Origin of the sequence: Planobispora longispora (genome assembly GCF_016863135.1) — a bacterium.
Taxonomy (GTDB): Bacteria; Actinomycetota; Actinomycetes; order Streptosporangiales; family Streptosporangiaceae; genus Planobispora; species Planobispora longispora.
In genome coordinates this window covers 1-15,308 of the sequence record NZ_BOOH01000040.1, presented here as the reverse complement: position 1 = coordinate 15,308, position 15,308 = coordinate 1, and the positions used below count along the sequence as shown (strand labels likewise).

The window sequence follows — 15,308 nt, the reverse complement described above, 5'->3', positions numbered from 1 at the left end:
CCGTGAGCGAGCCGATGAGTCGCAGGAAGATGTTCGGATTGGGCGCGGCCGGGATCGCGGCGGCGGGGGCCGGTGCGATCGCCGCCCACTCGCTGCTGCAGGAGCCGCCGGTCGCGCACGCCTCCTCCGCCTCCGACCCCGTCCCCTTCTACGGCGGGCACCAGGCGGGCATCGTCACTCCCGCGCAGGACAGGCTGCACTTCGCCGCCTTCGACGTCACCACCGACGAGAAGGCCGAGCTCGTCGACCTCCTGCAGGAGTGGACGGCCGCCGCGGCCCGGCTCACCCAGGGCCGGGAGGCGGGGACCTTCGGCGCCGTCGGCGGCTCCGCCGAGGCCGCGCCCGACGACACCGGCGAGGCGCTCGGCCTGCCCGCCTCGGGGCTGACGCTGACGATCGGCTTCGGGCCCTCGCTGTTCGACGACCGCTTCGGGCTGGCCGGAAGGCGCCCCCCGGCCCTGGCGGACCTGCCGAAGTTCCCCGGCGACCAGCTCGTCCCGGAGATCTCGGGCGGTGACATCTGCGTGCAGGCGTGCGCCCACGACCCGCAGGTGGCCGTGCACGCCATCCGCAACCTGGCCAGGATCGGCTTCGGCAGGGTCTCGGTGCGCTGGTCGCAGCTCGGCTTCGGCCGTACCTCCTCCACCTCCCGCGCCCAGGCCACCCCGCGCAACCTCATGGGCTTCAAGGACGGCACCAACAACATGAAGCTGGAGGACGCCGCCCTGCTGCGCGAGCAGCTCTGGGCCGCGCCCCAGGACGGCGCCGACTGGATGGCGGGCGGCAGCTACCTGGTGACCAGGAAGATCCGCATGACCATCGAGACCTGGGACCGCACCTCGCTCCGGGAGCAGGAGGACATCTTCGGCCGCAGCAAGGGCGAGGGCGCGCCGGTGGGCAGGAAGAACGAGTTCGACCCCGTCGACCTGGCGGCGATGAGACCCGACGCGCACGTACGGCTGGCGCATCCCTCGGCGCACGGCGACGCGCACCTGCTGCGCCGCGGCTACAACTACGTCGACGGCTCCGACGGCCTCGGCAGGCTGGACGCCGGGCTCTTCTTCATCGCCTACCAGCGCGATCCGCGCAAGCAGTTCGTGCCCGTGCAGATGAGCCTGGCCAAGGCCGACCCGCTCAACGAGTACATCAAGCACATCTCCAGCGGCCTGTTCGCCTGCCCGCCCGGGGTGGAGGACGCGGGCGACTACTGGGGCCGGGCTCTGTTCGCCTGATCGCCCGGGCCGTTCCGCTACCCGGGCCGCGCCCTTTGGCCTGATCGCCCGGGCCGTTGCACACCCCCGGGTCGGCCCGCCCCCGGCCGCCCGCACAGCCGTGCTCTCTGACGCCTTCCGTACGGTGCCGTGATCCCGTACGGAAGGCCGTTGACGCGTGCCCGCCGTCCTTCTATGGTTCATTGCATGAGTAATGAACCAACGAAGTAGGTGCGATGTTCGACGACCGCAGCCCGATCTACCGGCAGATCGCCGACCGGATCAAAGCCGACGTGCTGAGCGGGGCGTTGCAGGGCGACGAGCAGGTCATGTCGACCAACCAGTACGCCGCGTTCTACCGGATCAACCCGGCCACGGCGGCCAAGGCGTTCCAGCAGCTGGTCGACGAAGGGGTTCTCTACAAGAAACGAGGTATCGGGATGTTCGTCAGTCCGGCCGCCCGGGACGAGTTGCGGGCGCGGCGCCGGGAGCGCTTCTTCGCCGACGTGGTCGACCCGATGGTGGCCGAGGCGAAAGCGATCGGGATCCCGCTGGGCGACATCGTCAAGCGCATCGACGAGCTGGAGAGGAACCGATGAACATCGAGGTCAGCGGCCTGCGGGTGAACTACGGCGACGTCCGGGCCGTCGACGACATGACCTTCTCGCTCGACGGCGGCAAGATCTACGGGCTGCTGGGGCGGAACGGGTCGGGCAAGACCACCCTGATGTCGGTGCTGGCCGGCTTCCGCAGGGAGTCCGGGGGCACGGTCCGGGTCGGCGGGCGGCCGGTGTTCGAGAACTCCGAGGTCACCCGGGAGATCTGCCTGATCCGGGACGCGGGCGAGACGATCGACATCGACAAGGTCGAGGACGCCCTCTACTTCGCCGAGTGGCTGCGCCCCCGCTGGGACGCCGCCTACGCCGGCGAGTTGCTGGACCGGTTCGCCCTGCGGCGGAACATGAAGGTCAAGGAGATGTCGAAGGGCCAGCGCTCGGCGCTGGGCGTGGTGGTCGGGCTGGCCGGCAGGTCACCGCTGACCATGTTCGACGAGTCCTACCTGGGCATGGACGCGCCGTCCCGCTACGCCTTCTACGACGCGCTGCTCGCCGACTTCATGGAGCACCCGCGCACGATCATCCTCTCCACCCACCTGATCGAGGAGTACAGCTCGCTGTTCGAGGAGGTCGTGATCATCGACAGGGGCAGGCTGGTCCTGCACGAGGAGAGCCAGACCCTGTTGTCGCGCGGCACCTCCGTCACCGGGACCGCCGGTCAGGTGGAGGCGTTCACCGCCGGGCTCACCGTCCTGGGCGCCAAGCGGCTGGGCCCGACCGCCTCGGTGATGGTCTACGGCGACCTCGACGAGGCCATGCGCAGGAAGGCCCGCGAGGCCGGGCTCGAACTCGGCCCGATCGCCATGCAGGACCTGTTCATCCACCTCACCGAAGCCTCCGGGGACGCCGCACCCGCCGCACCGGCCGCGGACGCCTCCGCGAACCCGTCTGGAGACGCCCGATGAGATTCCCCAGCCGCCTGCTCGCCGCCCAGATCTACTTCGCCGCGATCCTCTGGGCGGCCTTCTACGCGGTCACGACGCTGATCACGATCTGCATCGCGATCTTCGGAACGCTCGACAGGAGCGTGTGGGAGGGCGCGACGCAGGTGCCCCGCTGGTTCGCGCTGTTCGTCGGCGTCGCCCTGATCCGGGAGTTCCTCCCGCTCTACATCGCGCACGGGCAGACCCGCAGGCAGTTCGGCGCGCAGGCGGCGGTGACCGTCGCCCTGTACGCGCCCGCCCTGTCCGCCCTGCTCGCCGTGGGCTACCTGCTGGAGACGCTCCTGTACGACGTGGCCGGCTGGACGCAGGAACTGGCCAGGCCGCACCTGTTCGCCTCACCGACCCAGGTGCCGCTGGTCTTCGCCGAGTACCTCGTCGAGTTCCTCGCCTGGATCGTCGCGGGGACCTTCATGGGGGCGGCGTTCTACCGCTGGCAGGGCGGCGGACTGCTCTCGATCCCGTTCGGCATCGGGCTGGTCGTCCTGGGCGAGGCGGCCGTCGGCGCGGAGCTCCGCCTGCCCTTCATCCAGATGCCGCTGGGCGTCGCCTCCTCTCCGGCCGTCGCGACGACCCTGGCGACCGGGGCCGGCTGCTTCCTGCTCGGCCTGGCGATGACCTGGGCGATCATCCGTGACGTCCCGCTCCGCAACAGGCTCACCTGACCGAACCGCTGAAGGGAGGCCGCCGTGCCGGTCCTGGAAGTCGTCGGATTGCGCAAGAGCTACAAGGATCGACTCGTCGTCGACGGCGTCGGCTTCGCCGTACGGGAGGGCGAGACGTACGGCCTGCTCGGCCCGAACGGCGCGGGCAAGACCACCACGATCTCCATGGTGGTCGGGGTCCTGGCCCGTGACGCGGGGGAGGTGCGGATCGCCGGGCGGCCGCACGACACCGCGGGCAGGGCCACGAAGTCCCTGATCGGGTACGTCCCCCAGGAGCTCGCCGTCTACCCGGACCTGACCGCGCGGGAGAACCTGAGGTTCTTCGCCGGGCTGTACGGCATCCGCGGGTCCGAGGCCCGGCGCAGGATCGGCGAGGTCCTGGAGATCGTCGGTCTGGCCGACCGGGCCGGCGAGGCGGCGGGGAAGTACTCCGGCGGCATGTCCCGCCGGCTCAACATCGGCATCGGCCTGCTCAACCGGCCGCGGCTGCTGGTGCTCGACGAGCCCACCGCGGGGGTCGACCCGCAGAGCCGCACCTCCATCCTCGACAGCGTGCGGCGCCTGGCCGGCGACGGCACCGCGGTGCTCTACACCACGCACTACATGGAGGAGGCGCAGCGGCTCTGCGACCGGGTGGGGATCATCGACCACGGCCGGATGCTGGCCGAGGGCAGACCGGACGAGCTGGGCGCGCCCGACCTCGAGGCGGCCTTCCTGCAGCTGACCGGCAGAGAACTGAGGGACTGAGGCGGGGAGTGGGACGATGCGCGCGCTCATGCTCATCCTGCGGAAGGACCTGCGGCAGCGGCTGCGGGACGGAACGCTGCTCATCTACGCCGTGGCGCTCCCGCTCGGCATGGCCTTCCTGCTCAACCTGGTCATGGGCGGGTCCGCGCAGCGGCTCGACGCCCGCTACGGCGTCGTCGGCCTGCCCGCCTTCACCGAACGGGTGCTGCGTCCGATGGAGGCGGCCGGTCGTGTACGGCTGCGCCAGGTCGCCTCGGCTGAGGAGGGCAGGGAGCTGACCGGGCGCGGCGAACTCGACGCGGTCTTCGCCGGGAGCCCCGGACCGTCCTCCGTCGCGAATCTCCCGCCGGCAGAGACGACGGATCCCGCGTCGCCCGGGGCGACGGATCCCGTGTCGCCCGGGACAACGGGTCCCGCGTCGATCGAGGTGATCGGCAGCGTCGACGCGCCCGTCGCCGTGCAGGTCGCCCGGGAGCTCGCCGAGTCCTACGCCGCGGCCGAGCGGGGCGAGCGCCTCGCCCTCGCCGTGGCGGGCGCCGGTCCGCGGGCGGTACCGGAACTGCGTGCCCTGCCGGAGCCGATCCGGGTTCGGCAGGACGCGTCCCTGTCCGTCAGGCAGCTCGACACCGGGACCTACCACGCCGCGGGCACGGCCGTCTTCTTCCTGTTCTTCGCCGTCCTGATCTGCGTGAGCGGCATCTTCGCCGAGCGCGCCTCGGGCATGCTGGCCAGGATCATGGCCGCGCCGGTCCGCGGACCCGTGGTCATGGCGGCGAAGCTGCTCGGCGGCGCGCTGACCGCGCTGATCGGGATGGTGATCCTCGTCGTCGCCTCCAGCCTGCTGCTGGGCGCCCGCTGGGGCGATCCCGCCGGGGTCGCCGCGCTGGTGGCAGCGGTCGTGCTCGCCGCGACCGGGCTGATGGCCGCGGTGGCGACGTTCGCCCGGACCGCGGAGCAGGCCGCCAACTGGCAGTCGGTCGCCGCGACCGCGCTCGGCATCGCCGGTGGGGCGTTCTTCCCGGTGGGGCAGCTGGGCGGGCTCGCCGTGCTCAGTCAGGCGAGTCCGCACCACTGGTTCTTGGAGGGGCTGGCCGACCTGCGCGGAGGCGGCTCCGTGGCGCTGCCCGTCGCCGTCCTGCTGGGCTTCGCGGCGGTCGGCATCCCGGTGGCCCTGGCCCGGCTGGGAAGGGTGGCCCGCGCATGAAGACCCCGCCGATCGCGATGCCCGCCACGGTGCCCGCGGTGACGTCCATCGCGCTGCTCAACCTGCGCCGGGTCTTCACGGACCGGACGAACATCTTCTTCGTGATCGTCGCGCCGTTCCTGCTGATCCTGGTGATCGGGCAGCTGTCCGGCGGCGGGCAGCAGCTCAGGCTGGGGGTGGCGGCCGACGGGGCCGGCCCGCTGGCCGGTCGCCTGGTCGCCGCGCTCGGCTCCGGGCCGCGCATCACCGTGGAGCGGGTCGGCGGCGAGGAGGATCTGCGCCTCGCGGTCGAGCGCGGGCGGGTGAACGCCGGGCTGGTGGTCCCCGGCGGCTACGACGCCGACCTCGCGGCCGGGCGTCCGGTCGAGCTCCGCTCCCTCGTCCGCCCGGACGATCTGAACGCCCAGGACGTCGCGATGTGGACGCGCTCGGTCGTGGCGGAGGAGGCGGCGCTCGTCCGGGCCGCGCAGTTCGGCGCGGCCCGGGGCGCGGGCTCCTTCGGCGAGGTCCTCCGGGCGGCGGAGACCTCCTCCGTGCCCGGGATCGAGGTGCGGACCACCACCACCGGCGACGCGGTCTTCCCCGAAGGACTCGGCGCGTTCGCGATCTCCGCCCCGCCGCTGCTGCTGATGTTCGTCTTCCTCACCTCGTTGACCGCGGCGGTAGGTCTCGTGGAGACCCGCATGCTGGGGGTGTCACGGCGGATGTACGCGAGCCCGACCCCGGTGCGGACCATCGTGCTCGGCGAGGCGCTGGGCAGGATCGTCATCGCCCTGGCCCAGGGACTGCTGATCATGCTGGGTTCGGCCCTGCTGTTCGGCGTGGAGTGGGGCGACCCGCTGGGCGCCGCCGCCCTGCTCGTGGTCTTCTCCCTGGTCGGCGGGGGCGCCGCGATGCTGCTCGGTTCCCTGTTCCGCACGCCGGGACCGCCCGCCGCGATCGCGCTGATCCTCGGGCTCGGCCTGGCCGCGCTCGGCGGATCGATGATGCCGCTGGAGTCGTTCGGCCCGACGATGCGGACGCTGGCGCACCTCACCCCGCACGCCTGGGGGTACGAGGGCTTCGCCGAGCTGGTGCGGCACGGCGCCACGGTGACGGCGATCCTGCCGCAGCTGGGCGCGCTGACCGTCTACGCCGCGGTCCTTCTCGCCTCCGGCGGCCTGCGGCTGCGCCGCGCGCTGACGTCGTAGCCGCCGGACGGCTCCCGTACCGCCGGACCGCTCACGTGGCCGGACTACTCAAGCGATACGTGGCCTTTCCGGGGATATGACCGTTTTCGGGCTACGGTGAGGCGGGGGGCGATATGAGGGTGTTCATCTGCGCGGCGGCGCTGGCCGCGGCATCGGTCGCGGCTGCCGGATGCGGTGTCACGACCGGGACGCCGGTGGCACAGGCGCCCGCGGGGCCGGCGGGGAGCACGGCGCGAACGGGTCCGGCCGGTGAGGGCACGGTCCGCGCGAGCCGGGCCGAGGTGAACCCGGCCGGGACGGCGCGGGCGGGGGAGGCCCCGGCCGGAGCCCCGATCGAGGTGAGCCCGGCGCAGTACCGCGTCCTGCTCGACCAGTGCCGGTACGCCGACACGGCGGAACTGCGCGAGCGATGCCGTTCGGCGGCCGAGCGCGGCTACCGCGTGGGGAAGGAGAACCCCTCCCTGGACTGCCGGACGTACTCCGGGGTCAGCGTGTGCGGAACCCTCCCGCTCAGCGAGCGGGAACGGGAGTGCGCCGGGACCGCGGCCGCGGGCGGCCTGCCGTCCCGCCGGGCCGAGGTCGAGTGCTACGTGCTGCCCTGATCTCCCGGTGGGCGGTGGTGTCCGGTCGTGTTCGTCTCCGGGCGCGCGGGAAGGTCCCCGCCCGGCGATCTCCTGGGCCGGGGCCCGCCGGAGAAGGAGCGACCCCCGGGAACCTATCCGTGTCCCCGGGGGTCTTCGATACCGTCATATCGTGGCGCCGGCGGCGTTTAAGAGAGTGGATCAGTCGTAACGACGCTGCGCTCTGCCATTGAACTACCGATGCATGATGAGAGCATCGAGCCGGACTCGAACCGGCATCTCAGCGATCACAGTCCACCTCGGTCGATCCGGCGCTCGACGGCGATGCTGATTCTGGAGCGAGAGTCTGAGTTTGACCGGCTGCCTCTGCCAGTTGGGCTACCCGGGCCCGTCGTGCCCGGGGGAGGAGTCGAACCTCCGCTGTCACCGTCGTTCAGGCTGACCTTCAGTTTCAGCTTGCGCTCCTCGCGCACCCGTCCACTCCGGGACGGGGGTCTTCGGGGCTACCCGAACAGGTAGCCGAACACGGCCTCACCGATCCGGCGATCGGTGACCTCGATGCCGTTGGCCTCCTCACGGGCGTACTTCACCGCGTCCTGCAGCTTCTGCACCCTGGTCAGGAGTTCGTTGACGCGCCGCTGCGGCAGCGCTCCCGAGAACGACACCTTGGTCCAGTAGCCGACGACGACGTCTTCGTTGTAGACCTGCACCTGCGCGGGGTGCTTGTCGGTCGCCTCGGCCAGCACGTGGTTGCGGGGGACCTTCTTGGTGCGGGTCGTCTTGACCGGCTCGGTGCGCCAGGAGTCGGTGTTCTCGTCCAGCGTCCAGGCCTCGGACGGGTCGAGCGTCGGCAGCTTGGAGACGAACGTGTGCAGGTCGACGAGCTGCTTCTCCAGGAACAGCAGGTACGTCACCGGCACGCCGGACAGCAGGACGGTCCCGTCGACCGTGACGTCGGCCTTGGCCGTGCAGTTCGCCCAGTCCTTCGTCGCGGTGACGTCGAACAGCCGGGACAGGGTGGTGCTGACGTCCTTGAGAACGGCCTCGACCTGGACCTGGACCCTGGTCGACTCGGGCGGGAGCTGCTCGCCCTCGTCGTCGATCGGCTGGTAGGACCGCGCGATTCCGGACAGCAGGGGCGTCTTCTGAATCGTGTGATACGCGTCGGTCACCTTGCGCTGGACGTCGGATTTGACGCCCTTCTCCACGGCGAGGATCTGGTTGAGCTTGGTCACGGCATGAGACTAGATCATGCCGTGACACGCCACATCCGATTATTGCGATATGTCCGGAGTGTCGGCGGTCAGCGGTAGCCCGCCACGGTCTCCGCGGTCACCGGGCGAAGATCGGCGAGGACCGTGAGCGCCTCGGCCTCGGACGGGGCGCTGACCTCGATCAGGGTGTCCTCCCGCTGGGCGGTCACGGAGAACTGCCTGTGCTCGTCGGCGCGCAGCCAGCGGTTCCCGGGGAGCGGACGGCAGGTCTGCCGGGATTGCGTGACGGACGGCCGCGCGCACAGGTCCTGCGCGCTGCCCCAGGAGGCGGGGACGAGCATGACGCCGACGAGCCTGACGTCGGCGGTTCCGGCGACGCCGCGAGGCTCGTACTCCATGTTGAGCGCGTCGGGGACGTCCCCCTCGTCGAGATCCCGCCAGACGGCGGACCAGTTGGCCTGGTAGGCGTGCGCGTCGAGGCCGAGGAGGGTGAGGCCCAGGCCCGCTATCGCCCGCTCCTCGTGCCAGTCGGCGATCGCGGCCCGCCCCTGCAGGATGACGGCGACGAGGACGGACAGCGCCGCGGCCACCGCGATCCTCGGCCGCCACGTCCGGCGGCCGGCGGCGATCCAGGCCACCGCCGCGTAGCCGACGGTCCCGGCGAGGACGAACGGGAGGGCGTAGAACGCCTTGGGCAGCTCGGGAGGGGAGTGGCTGGGAAGGAGGGCGTTCAGGGTCTGGACCAGGAGCGCGAAGACGAGCGGCCCGGCCAGCGCGGTCGCCCACCACCGGGGCGGCCGGAGGCCCGCGGCCAGCATCGCGCTCAGCGGCACGGGCACGAGCAGCATCAGGAACAGGTGGATGATGGCGATGCCCTCGGCGTGCCACCAGATCACACCCTCCACGGCCCCGACGACCGTGCCGATCAGGGCGCCCCGGCCGGCGACGGCCCAGGACGTCATTGTTCTCATATGTGAATAATCAGGCACGAAAGTGTATGAACAGGATCGCGAGTACCCGGTTCCGGCTGAGTACGCGTACTCATCTCGCGCCGCCGGGGCGTCGCCGTGATCTACAGGCCGAGCGAGGGCGGGAAGGAGACGGGGCCGCCGGGGGTGCGGACGGTCACCTCGCCGTTCCGCTCGGAGAAGGCGACCTCCGGGTCCGCGGTCCCGGGCACGATCAGGGTCAGTACGGCCCGCGCCGCCGGAGAGAGCACCGTCACGGCCTCCGCCGTCTTGAGGTAGCCGGTCGAGATCACGCCGGGCCGTACGGCCTGGCCGCCGAGCGGGCGGCACGACGGCGCCGCGAGCTGGACCAGCGTCACCCGCCAGTCCCCGTCGGCCAGCACCACCCGCCCCTCCTCCCGGGAGACCACGGTGAGCGCCGGATCGAAGTGCCACAGGCTGCGCAGCGCCGACCCGGCCGGAACCGCGTCCAGCACGGCCATCAGGTCGGCGCCGTGGTTGACCAGCACCGAACGGACGCGGCTGACCCCGTAGGCGTCGTCGGTGAACCGGAAGGACTGCCGGGCCGGGGCGACGGACGAGCCCACCAGGCGCGTCGCCGTACCCTCCCGGAAGTCCGCGCCCACCACGACGGGGACGTTGTGCGCCTCGGGGGAGGAGGTCCACTTCCGGTACGGCGTGCGCTCGTAGGAGTGGAAGCCCGCCTCCACCAGGATGTCCCGCCCCTGGGCGTGGTAGGTGACGCCCAGGTGGTCCTCGTGACCGTGGAGCCTGCGCCCGGGGCCGAACCTGATCGAGTAGTGGGCCGCGCCCGGATCGTCCCAGGCGGTCCTGCCGAACACGTAGCCGCCGTCGAAGACCCCGACCGTGGCCTCCTCGTGCGCGAAACCCGCCGGGCGCATGCCGGCCGGGCTGTCGCCGATCGGCACCAGGCGGCCGTCGGGCTGGACGGCGTGGCTGACGTAGGTCTCCAGCGAGCGGCGCCGGGCGGCGAGGCCCGCGGGGACCTCGGCCCCGCAGCGCTCGATCGCCTCCAGCGCCACGCCCAGCCGCCGGTGCACGTAGACGCCGTACCGGGGGGCCTGCTCGTGCAGCACGCCCTGCGCGTCGATGGCGATCTCCGCCGAGGCGGTCATCCGCCGCAGCGCCAGGTCCCGCCACTCGTCGTGGCCGAGGCGGGCGCCGACCAGCAGCAGCGCGATGTCCTGGTCCAGGCCGTGGTTGTGTCCCTGCCGGTAACCGGCGGGGTCGGCCAGGATCTCGCCGTGCGTGACGAGGCTCTCGCGGAGCCAGCGGTCCGTCACGTGCGCGCTGAGGCAGACCAGGGCCGGCGCGCGCAGCGCGACCGGATGCTCGGCCCAGGCCCAGGGGCTGACGCCGTTCCCGCCCCGGGGGTTCTTCCGGGCCCAGTCCTCGGCGACGGCGGCGGCGCGGTCGAGGTACCGCCGTTCCCCCGAGCGCTCGTACTCCACGACCAGCCGTCCCATCCAGCGCAGCGCGTGCAGGTTCAGCGCCCACGAGCGGTTGCGGTGCGGGTCGAGGCGCCAGTCGATGCCCGAGGTGCCCAGATCGACGGGAGGCAGGCCGACGAACGTGACCCGGCCTCGCATGACCTCCGGCACCTTGACCTCGGGGAAATGCCCGGCCACGCAGACGGCCGGACCGTCCCCGGTCATGCGGGCCGGGCCGCCGCCGGTGGTGCGGGCCGAGCCGTGACCGGTCACGCGGGCCGGTACGGCGGGTCGGCGCGGCGCCAGGCCGAGCGCGGACACGATGTTTCTGAGCAAGCGCTTGCTCCAATCAAGGGCGCGGACGGCCCCCGGGCGTCCGCGGACCGGATGAAGGCAGCCGGTGCAGGAGACCGGAGGAAGGGAGGCCGGTGGAGATACCGGATGAAGAGGGACCGGTTCAGGGAGATCGGAGGAAGGGATGCGCGGCCGGGCCGCGGGGCCCGGCCGCGGTCAGCTCACCGGAGAGGCCCGGGAGGGGACGGCTCGTCGTCCGTCCAGCCCGCTTCGAGCACCACTTCGACCTGCTCGCCCTTGACCCCCGGCAGGCCGGTGGTGGTCGAGGAGAGCACCTGGGAGGTGCCGGGATCGATGATCAACGTCCGCTGGACGGCGGCGTCCTGCGTCGCGGAGGACGCCGCGAAGGGCGTCGTGAAGGAGAACACGGCGCCCGTGCGCCCCCGCTCGTCCGTGGACTCTCCCAGATAGCGGACGTTCGGCAGCTCCGCGAGAGCCCGGTAGGCGGCGGCCCGCACGGCGGGCGGTGACGGCTTGCTCCACAGCAGGCCGCTGAGCGCGTCGGCGATGAGGCCGTCGTCCGGTCCCGGGGAACCGCCGGGAGTGTTCTCCGCCGTTCCGCCGGTCGGTCCGGGGGTGTTCTCCGCCGTTCCGCCGGCGGGCTCGGCGGTGGGCTCGGCGGTGGCCGTCAGCGTGATCTCCGCCGCCCCTGCCTCCCGTACGGCCGCGCTCACCCACTCCTTCAGCGCGGCGGGATCGGCCGGGAGGCCCTGGATCTCCTCCATGGTCATCTCCCGGCCGGCCATGCTGAACGGCACCTTGCCCGTCGCCTCCCTGATCTGTCCCTTCTCGGGTGAGGTGGACAGCACGCGTCCCTGGCTCGACCACTCGGCGGGGGAGCCGTCACGCCGCCAGGCGTCCTCGTCGGCAGCGCTCGCCGGATACACCCCCAGCGTCCGGGAACCGGACCAGACCCTGCCGTCCCTGGCGACCCACTGCTCGGTGAGTCGCGACTCCACCACCCAGTAGCGGTTCCCGCCCCGCCCGAGCCGCTCCGGATGCGTCTGCCGGTAGAGCTTCCTGACCCGCCAGTAGGAACCCGCCGACGCGGGCTCCGAGGCCGCCGTGCTCGCCGCCGCCAGCAGGATGGACCGGCCGGCGAGCGTCGTGGCCCCCCGGCTCGGCTCCCCGGTCTGTCCGGGCTCCCCGGTCTGTCCGGGCGCCCCCGTCTGCCCGGACAGACCGGGGAGCCCGGACGCCCCCGGGGGCCGCGCGGCCGTGTCCGGCCCCCGCCCGAGCCCGGTCACCCCCGGGACCACGATCACCGTGGCCGCCGCGGTGGCGGCGGCGAGACCCGCCAGGGCCGCCGTCCACGGCAGCCTCCGCCGTCGCCGGGAACCGCCCTCCAGCCGTCTCCGGACCCTGGCCGCCAGGAACGGGTCGGCCTGCGGCTCGCCGTACAGCTCCCGGATCGCCCGCAGCTCATCCACGGCCGGCCTCCTCGGGGTCGAGCATGGGGTTGACGCCGCCGAGCGCGACGCGCAGCTTCTTCCTGGCCCGGCTCAGCCGGGAGCCGACGGTCCCGTACGGGATGCCCAGGGCGGTGGAGATCTCCTCGTGGCTCAGCCCGGCCAGGGCGACGAGCAGCACCACGTCCCGGTCCCGCCGGTCGAGCCCGGCCAGGGCCGCCGCCAGGTCCGGGCGCAGGCTCTCCGCGCTGACCCGCACGGCGACGCGCTCCTCGTGCCCGGGGGCGTCGGCCTCCGGGCCGTGGCGGCCGAGCGCGCGCAGCGTGCGCACTTCCAGGCGGCGGTGCTTGCCGATGAGGTTGGTGGCGATGCCGTACAGCCACGCCCGCACGGTGGCGCGGGACGGGTCGTAGCGCGCCCGCTTGCGGAACGCGGCGAGGAACGTCTCGGCGACGACGTCCTCGGCGTGGTCGGCGCCGAGCCGCTGGGCGACATACCGGTGGATCTCCGCGAAGTGCGTGTCGAAGACCGCGCCGAACGACTCGGGATCGTCGAAGGACGATCGCGCTCCCCGGGATTCCGCGAGGGACGGCCGGACGCCGCGGGCCTCCGTCACGGCCGGCGGAGTGTCCTCCACCGGCCGCGCGGCCCAGGACATCGCGGTCACGATGGTCTCCCCGTCATGTGCAACCTCTCGAGAGCGGATCGGCGGTCATCCTGTATCACCCGATACGTCGATCCACTTTCACGGTCATGGGAGAGGTTGTGTCCGGAGGGTCGTGAGCCCGGACCGGGGCGGGGAGGGTCAGGCCCGGGTCGCGACGGCGATCCGGTACTCCCAGTCGCTGACGAGGGTGCCGTCCGTGACGCGGTTCGACTTGGCGGCGATGGCGACCAGGTCGTCGCGGAAGGCCCGCCGCCCGGCGTCGTCGAGCCGCTCGGCCGCCTTGAGCGTCGGGCCGTAGTGGGCCAGGAAGAAGTCGGCGAAGTGCTCCGGTGAGGGGAAACGCTGGGTCGCCGCCGCCGTGACGAACGTCAGGGCGGAGACGCTGTCGCCGAACAGCTCGCGCATCGTGCCCTCCTCGCCCCAGCGGGTCGGCGGCCGGGCCGCCGGCGGCGGGGGCGCGTGGCTGCTCACCGCCCGGAGCAGCTCGCCGATGAAGCCCGCCGGCGTCCAGCTCGCCACGCCTATGCGCCCGCCGGGCCGGCAGACCCGGACCAGCTCGTTCGCCGCCCGCTGGTGATCGGCGGTGAACATGACCCCGATCGAGGAGAGCACGTAGTCGAACGACGCGTCCGCGAACGGCAGGTTCTCCGCGTCCGCCTCGCGGAAGTCGACGTCGAGGTCCTCGGCCTCGGCGCGGCGGGCGGCCCGGTCGAGGAGGGCGGGCACGTAGTCGATGCCGGTGACCTTGCAGAAGCGGCGCGCCGCGGCGAGCGCGACGTGTCCGGTGCCGGTCGCCACGTCGAGGACGGCCGCGCCCGCCCGCAGGTCGACCGCCTCGCACAGCACGTCCCCGATGGGCACGGTGAGCCAGGCGATCTTGCTGTAGTCGCCGCTGGCCCAGGTCTTCTGCTGCCGTGACTTGAGTTCCTGGAGTTCGGTGGTGTTACTCAAGGTGAACACTCCCTTCCAAAACACGAACCAGTCTAGGGAGAGCGGAGATCGAAGTCTGCGGAGCGGACGCATGGCGATCGCTCCTCGGACGGGGCGCGGCAGGCGGTCATCCCTGAGCGGGGCCTCCCGTTCGAGCGGCGGGCGGCGTCACAGGTCGCGGACCACGCGGGCGGGCGTTCCCACGGCGACGACACCGGCCGGGATGTCCTTGGTGACGACGGCGCCGGCCCCGATGACGCTGTCGGCGCCGACGGTGACCCCGGCGAGCACGATGGCGCCGCCGCCCAGCCAGACGTTGTCGCCGATCATGATCGGCGCGGCGGCCTCCAGCTTGGCGCGCCGCTGTACGGGATCGAGCGGGTGGGTGGGGGTGAGCAGCTGCACGTTCGGGCCGATCTGCACGTCGTCGCCGATGGTGATGGGGGCGACGTCGAGCGCGGTCAGGCCGTAGTTGGCGAACGTGCCCGCACCGATGGTGATGTGGGAGCCGTAGTCGACGTGGAGCGGCGGCCGGATGTGGACGTCCGGGGCGACCGAGCCGAGCAGCTCCTTCAGAACGGCGCGGGCCGCCTCGTGGTCGGTCACGTAGAGCTCGCCGTACCGGTGGGCCAGGAGGGCGGCGCGCTTGAGAGCGGCCTCGATCTCGGGATCGTCGGCGATGTAGAGGTCACCGGCGAGCATGCGCTCGCGGTTGGTACGCGGGTCCCCGGCGAAGAAGTCGGTCATGCGTACGGATGTGCGCACGAAGGGGTCCGATCACACTAAAGGGACGGAGTTTTCTCGGAATCCCGTGATCGCGATCGTGCCGGCCGGACCGAGGCGGGGAGTCGGCGGCTCGGAGGTGATGCGTGAGCGACTCGGTCACTTGCTGGAGATGTCTCGGCGTCCCTCAAAACGATCACGGCGCCTTGGCGACCACCCCGATGATGCCGGGCTTGGTGAAGTCGGGGACGGCGTCCTCTTCGAACTCCGGGCGCCAGGACTGGACGGGGACGATTCCGGGGTCGAGCACCTCAAGCCCCTGGGTGTAGACGTCCAGATGGGCGGGGGTGCGGGTGGTGATGGAACCGGCGTTGGTGGAACGGTAGGCGCCCGTGGCCCTGGCCTGGTCCTCCGTCGAGAGGTACCCGGCGTGAAT

At 72.3% G+C, this 15,308-nt stretch carries 16 protein-coding genes; 8 read left to right on the top strand and 8 right to left on the bottom strand.

Translation table 11 applies throughout. The features are described from left to right. Nucleotides 1-2 precede the first annotated feature (2 nt). The 8 genes from efeB (at nucleotide 3) to Plo01_RS24635 (ending at nucleotide 7,177) form a co-directional block, all read left to right on the top strand. Nucleotides 3-1,232 carry an iron uptake transporter deferrochelatase/peroxidase subunit gene (gene efeB, locus Plo01_RS24670; RefSeq protein ID WP_239316976.1) on the top strand — a complete coding sequence of 410 codons (1,230 nt, stop codon included), beginning with the start codon at nucleotides 3-5 and terminating at the stop codon, nucleotides 1,230-1,232. Between the two features lie 215 nt (nucleotides 1,233-1,447). After that, nucleotides 1,448-1,810, top strand: a complete 363-nt coding sequence (locus tag Plo01_RS24665) for a GntR family transcriptional regulator (RefSeq protein ID WP_203893058.1) — start codon at nucleotides 1,448-1,450, stop codon at nucleotides 1,808-1,810. Then, nucleotides 1,807-2,733 carry an ATP-binding cassette domain-containing protein gene (locus Plo01_RS24660; protein WP_203893057.1) on the top strand — a complete coding sequence of 309 codons (927 nt, stop codon included), beginning with the start codon at nucleotides 1,807-1,809 and terminating at the stop codon, nucleotides 2,731-2,733. The genes Plo01_RS24665 and Plo01_RS24660 overlap by 4 nt, the downstream gene beginning before the upstream one ends. After that, nucleotides 2,730-3,434 (top strand): hypothetical protein, encoded by a 705-nt coding sequence (locus Plo01_RS24655; protein WP_203893056.1) that lies wholly within the window; start codon nucleotides 2,730-2,732, stop codon nucleotides 3,432-3,434. The genes Plo01_RS24660 and Plo01_RS24655 overlap by 4 nt, the downstream gene beginning before the upstream one ends. 24 nt (nucleotides 3,435-3,458) lie before the next feature. Then, nucleotides 3,459-4,181, top strand: coding sequence for an ABC transporter ATP-binding protein (locus Plo01_RS24650; RefSeq protein WP_239316973.1), 723 nt, complete (start codon nucleotides 3,459-3,461; stop codon nucleotides 4,179-4,181). Nucleotides 4,182-4,197: 16 nt separating this feature from the next. Then, nucleotides 4,198-5,385 (top strand): ABC transporter permease, encoded by a 1,188-nt coding sequence (locus tag Plo01_RS24645; protein ID WP_203893055.1) that lies wholly within the window; start codon nucleotides 4,198-4,200, stop codon nucleotides 5,383-5,385. Beyond that, nucleotides 5,382-6,575 (top strand): ABC transporter permease, encoded by a 1,194-nt coding sequence (locus Plo01_RS24640; protein WP_239316970.1) that lies wholly within the window; start codon nucleotides 5,382-5,384, stop codon nucleotides 6,573-6,575. Before Plo01_RS24645 ends, Plo01_RS24640 begins: the two co-directional genes overlap by 4 nt. A 113-nt stretch (nucleotides 6,576-6,688) precedes the next feature. After that, nucleotides 6,689-7,177 (top strand): hypothetical protein, encoded by a 489-nt coding sequence (locus Plo01_RS24635; RefSeq protein ID WP_239316968.1) that lies wholly within the window; start codon nucleotides 6,689-6,691, stop codon nucleotides 7,175-7,177. A gap of 482 nt (nucleotides 7,178-7,659) precedes the next feature. Here the strand turns inward: Plo01_RS24635 and Plo01_RS24630 are convergent, their stop codons facing one another. The 8 genes from Plo01_RS24630 to Plo01_RS24595 form a co-directional block, all read right to left on the bottom strand. Continuing rightward, on the bottom strand, nucleotides 7,660-8,391 hold the full coding sequence (locus Plo01_RS24630; protein WP_203893054.1) for a DUF7873 family protein: 732 nt from the start codon (nucleotides 8,389-8,391) through the stop codon (nucleotides 7,660-7,662). A gap of 68 nt (nucleotides 8,392-8,459) precedes the next feature. Continuing rightward, nucleotides 8,460-9,341, bottom strand: coding sequence for a hypothetical protein (locus Plo01_RS24625; RefSeq protein WP_203893053.1), 882 nt, complete (start codon nucleotides 9,339-9,341; stop codon nucleotides 8,460-8,462). A 101-nt stretch (nucleotides 9,342-9,442) separates the two neighbouring features. Further along, nucleotides 9,443-11,125: a heparinase II/III domain-containing protein gene (locus tag Plo01_RS24620; RefSeq protein ID WP_239316965.1), complete on the bottom strand. Its 1,683-nt coding sequence runs from the start codon at nucleotides 11,123-11,125 to the stop codon at nucleotides 9,443-9,445. 179 nt (nucleotides 11,126-11,304) lie between these two features. Then, nucleotides 11,305-12,573, bottom strand: coding sequence for a hypothetical protein (locus Plo01_RS24615; protein WP_203893052.1), 1,269 nt, complete (start codon nucleotides 12,571-12,573; stop codon nucleotides 11,305-11,307). Continuing rightward, on the bottom strand, nucleotides 12,566-13,222 hold the full coding sequence (locus tag Plo01_RS24610) for an RNA polymerase sigma factor (protein WP_444980769.1): 657 nt from the start codon (nucleotides 13,220-13,222) through the stop codon (nucleotides 12,566-12,568). The genes Plo01_RS24615 and Plo01_RS24610 overlap by 8 nt, the downstream gene beginning before the upstream one ends. A gap of 135 nt (nucleotides 13,223-13,357) precedes the next feature. Beyond that, complete coding sequence (locus tag Plo01_RS24605) at nucleotides 13,358-14,170, bottom strand: class I SAM-dependent methyltransferase (RefSeq protein WP_203893051.1); 813 nt, start codon at nucleotides 14,168-14,170, stop codon at nucleotides 13,358-13,360. A 147-nt stretch (nucleotides 14,171-14,317) separates the two neighbouring features. Next, nucleotides 14,318-14,896 carry a sugar O-acetyltransferase gene (locus Plo01_RS24600; RefSeq protein WP_203893078.1) on the bottom strand — a complete coding sequence of 193 codons (579 nt, stop codon included), beginning with the start codon at nucleotides 14,894-14,896 and terminating at the stop codon, nucleotides 14,318-14,320. 172 nt (nucleotides 14,897-15,068) lie between these two features. Further along, nucleotides 15,069-15,308: SAM-dependent methyltransferase (locus Plo01_RS24595; protein ID WP_203893050.1), on the bottom strand; the 240-nt coding region annotated here is incomplete at its 5' end.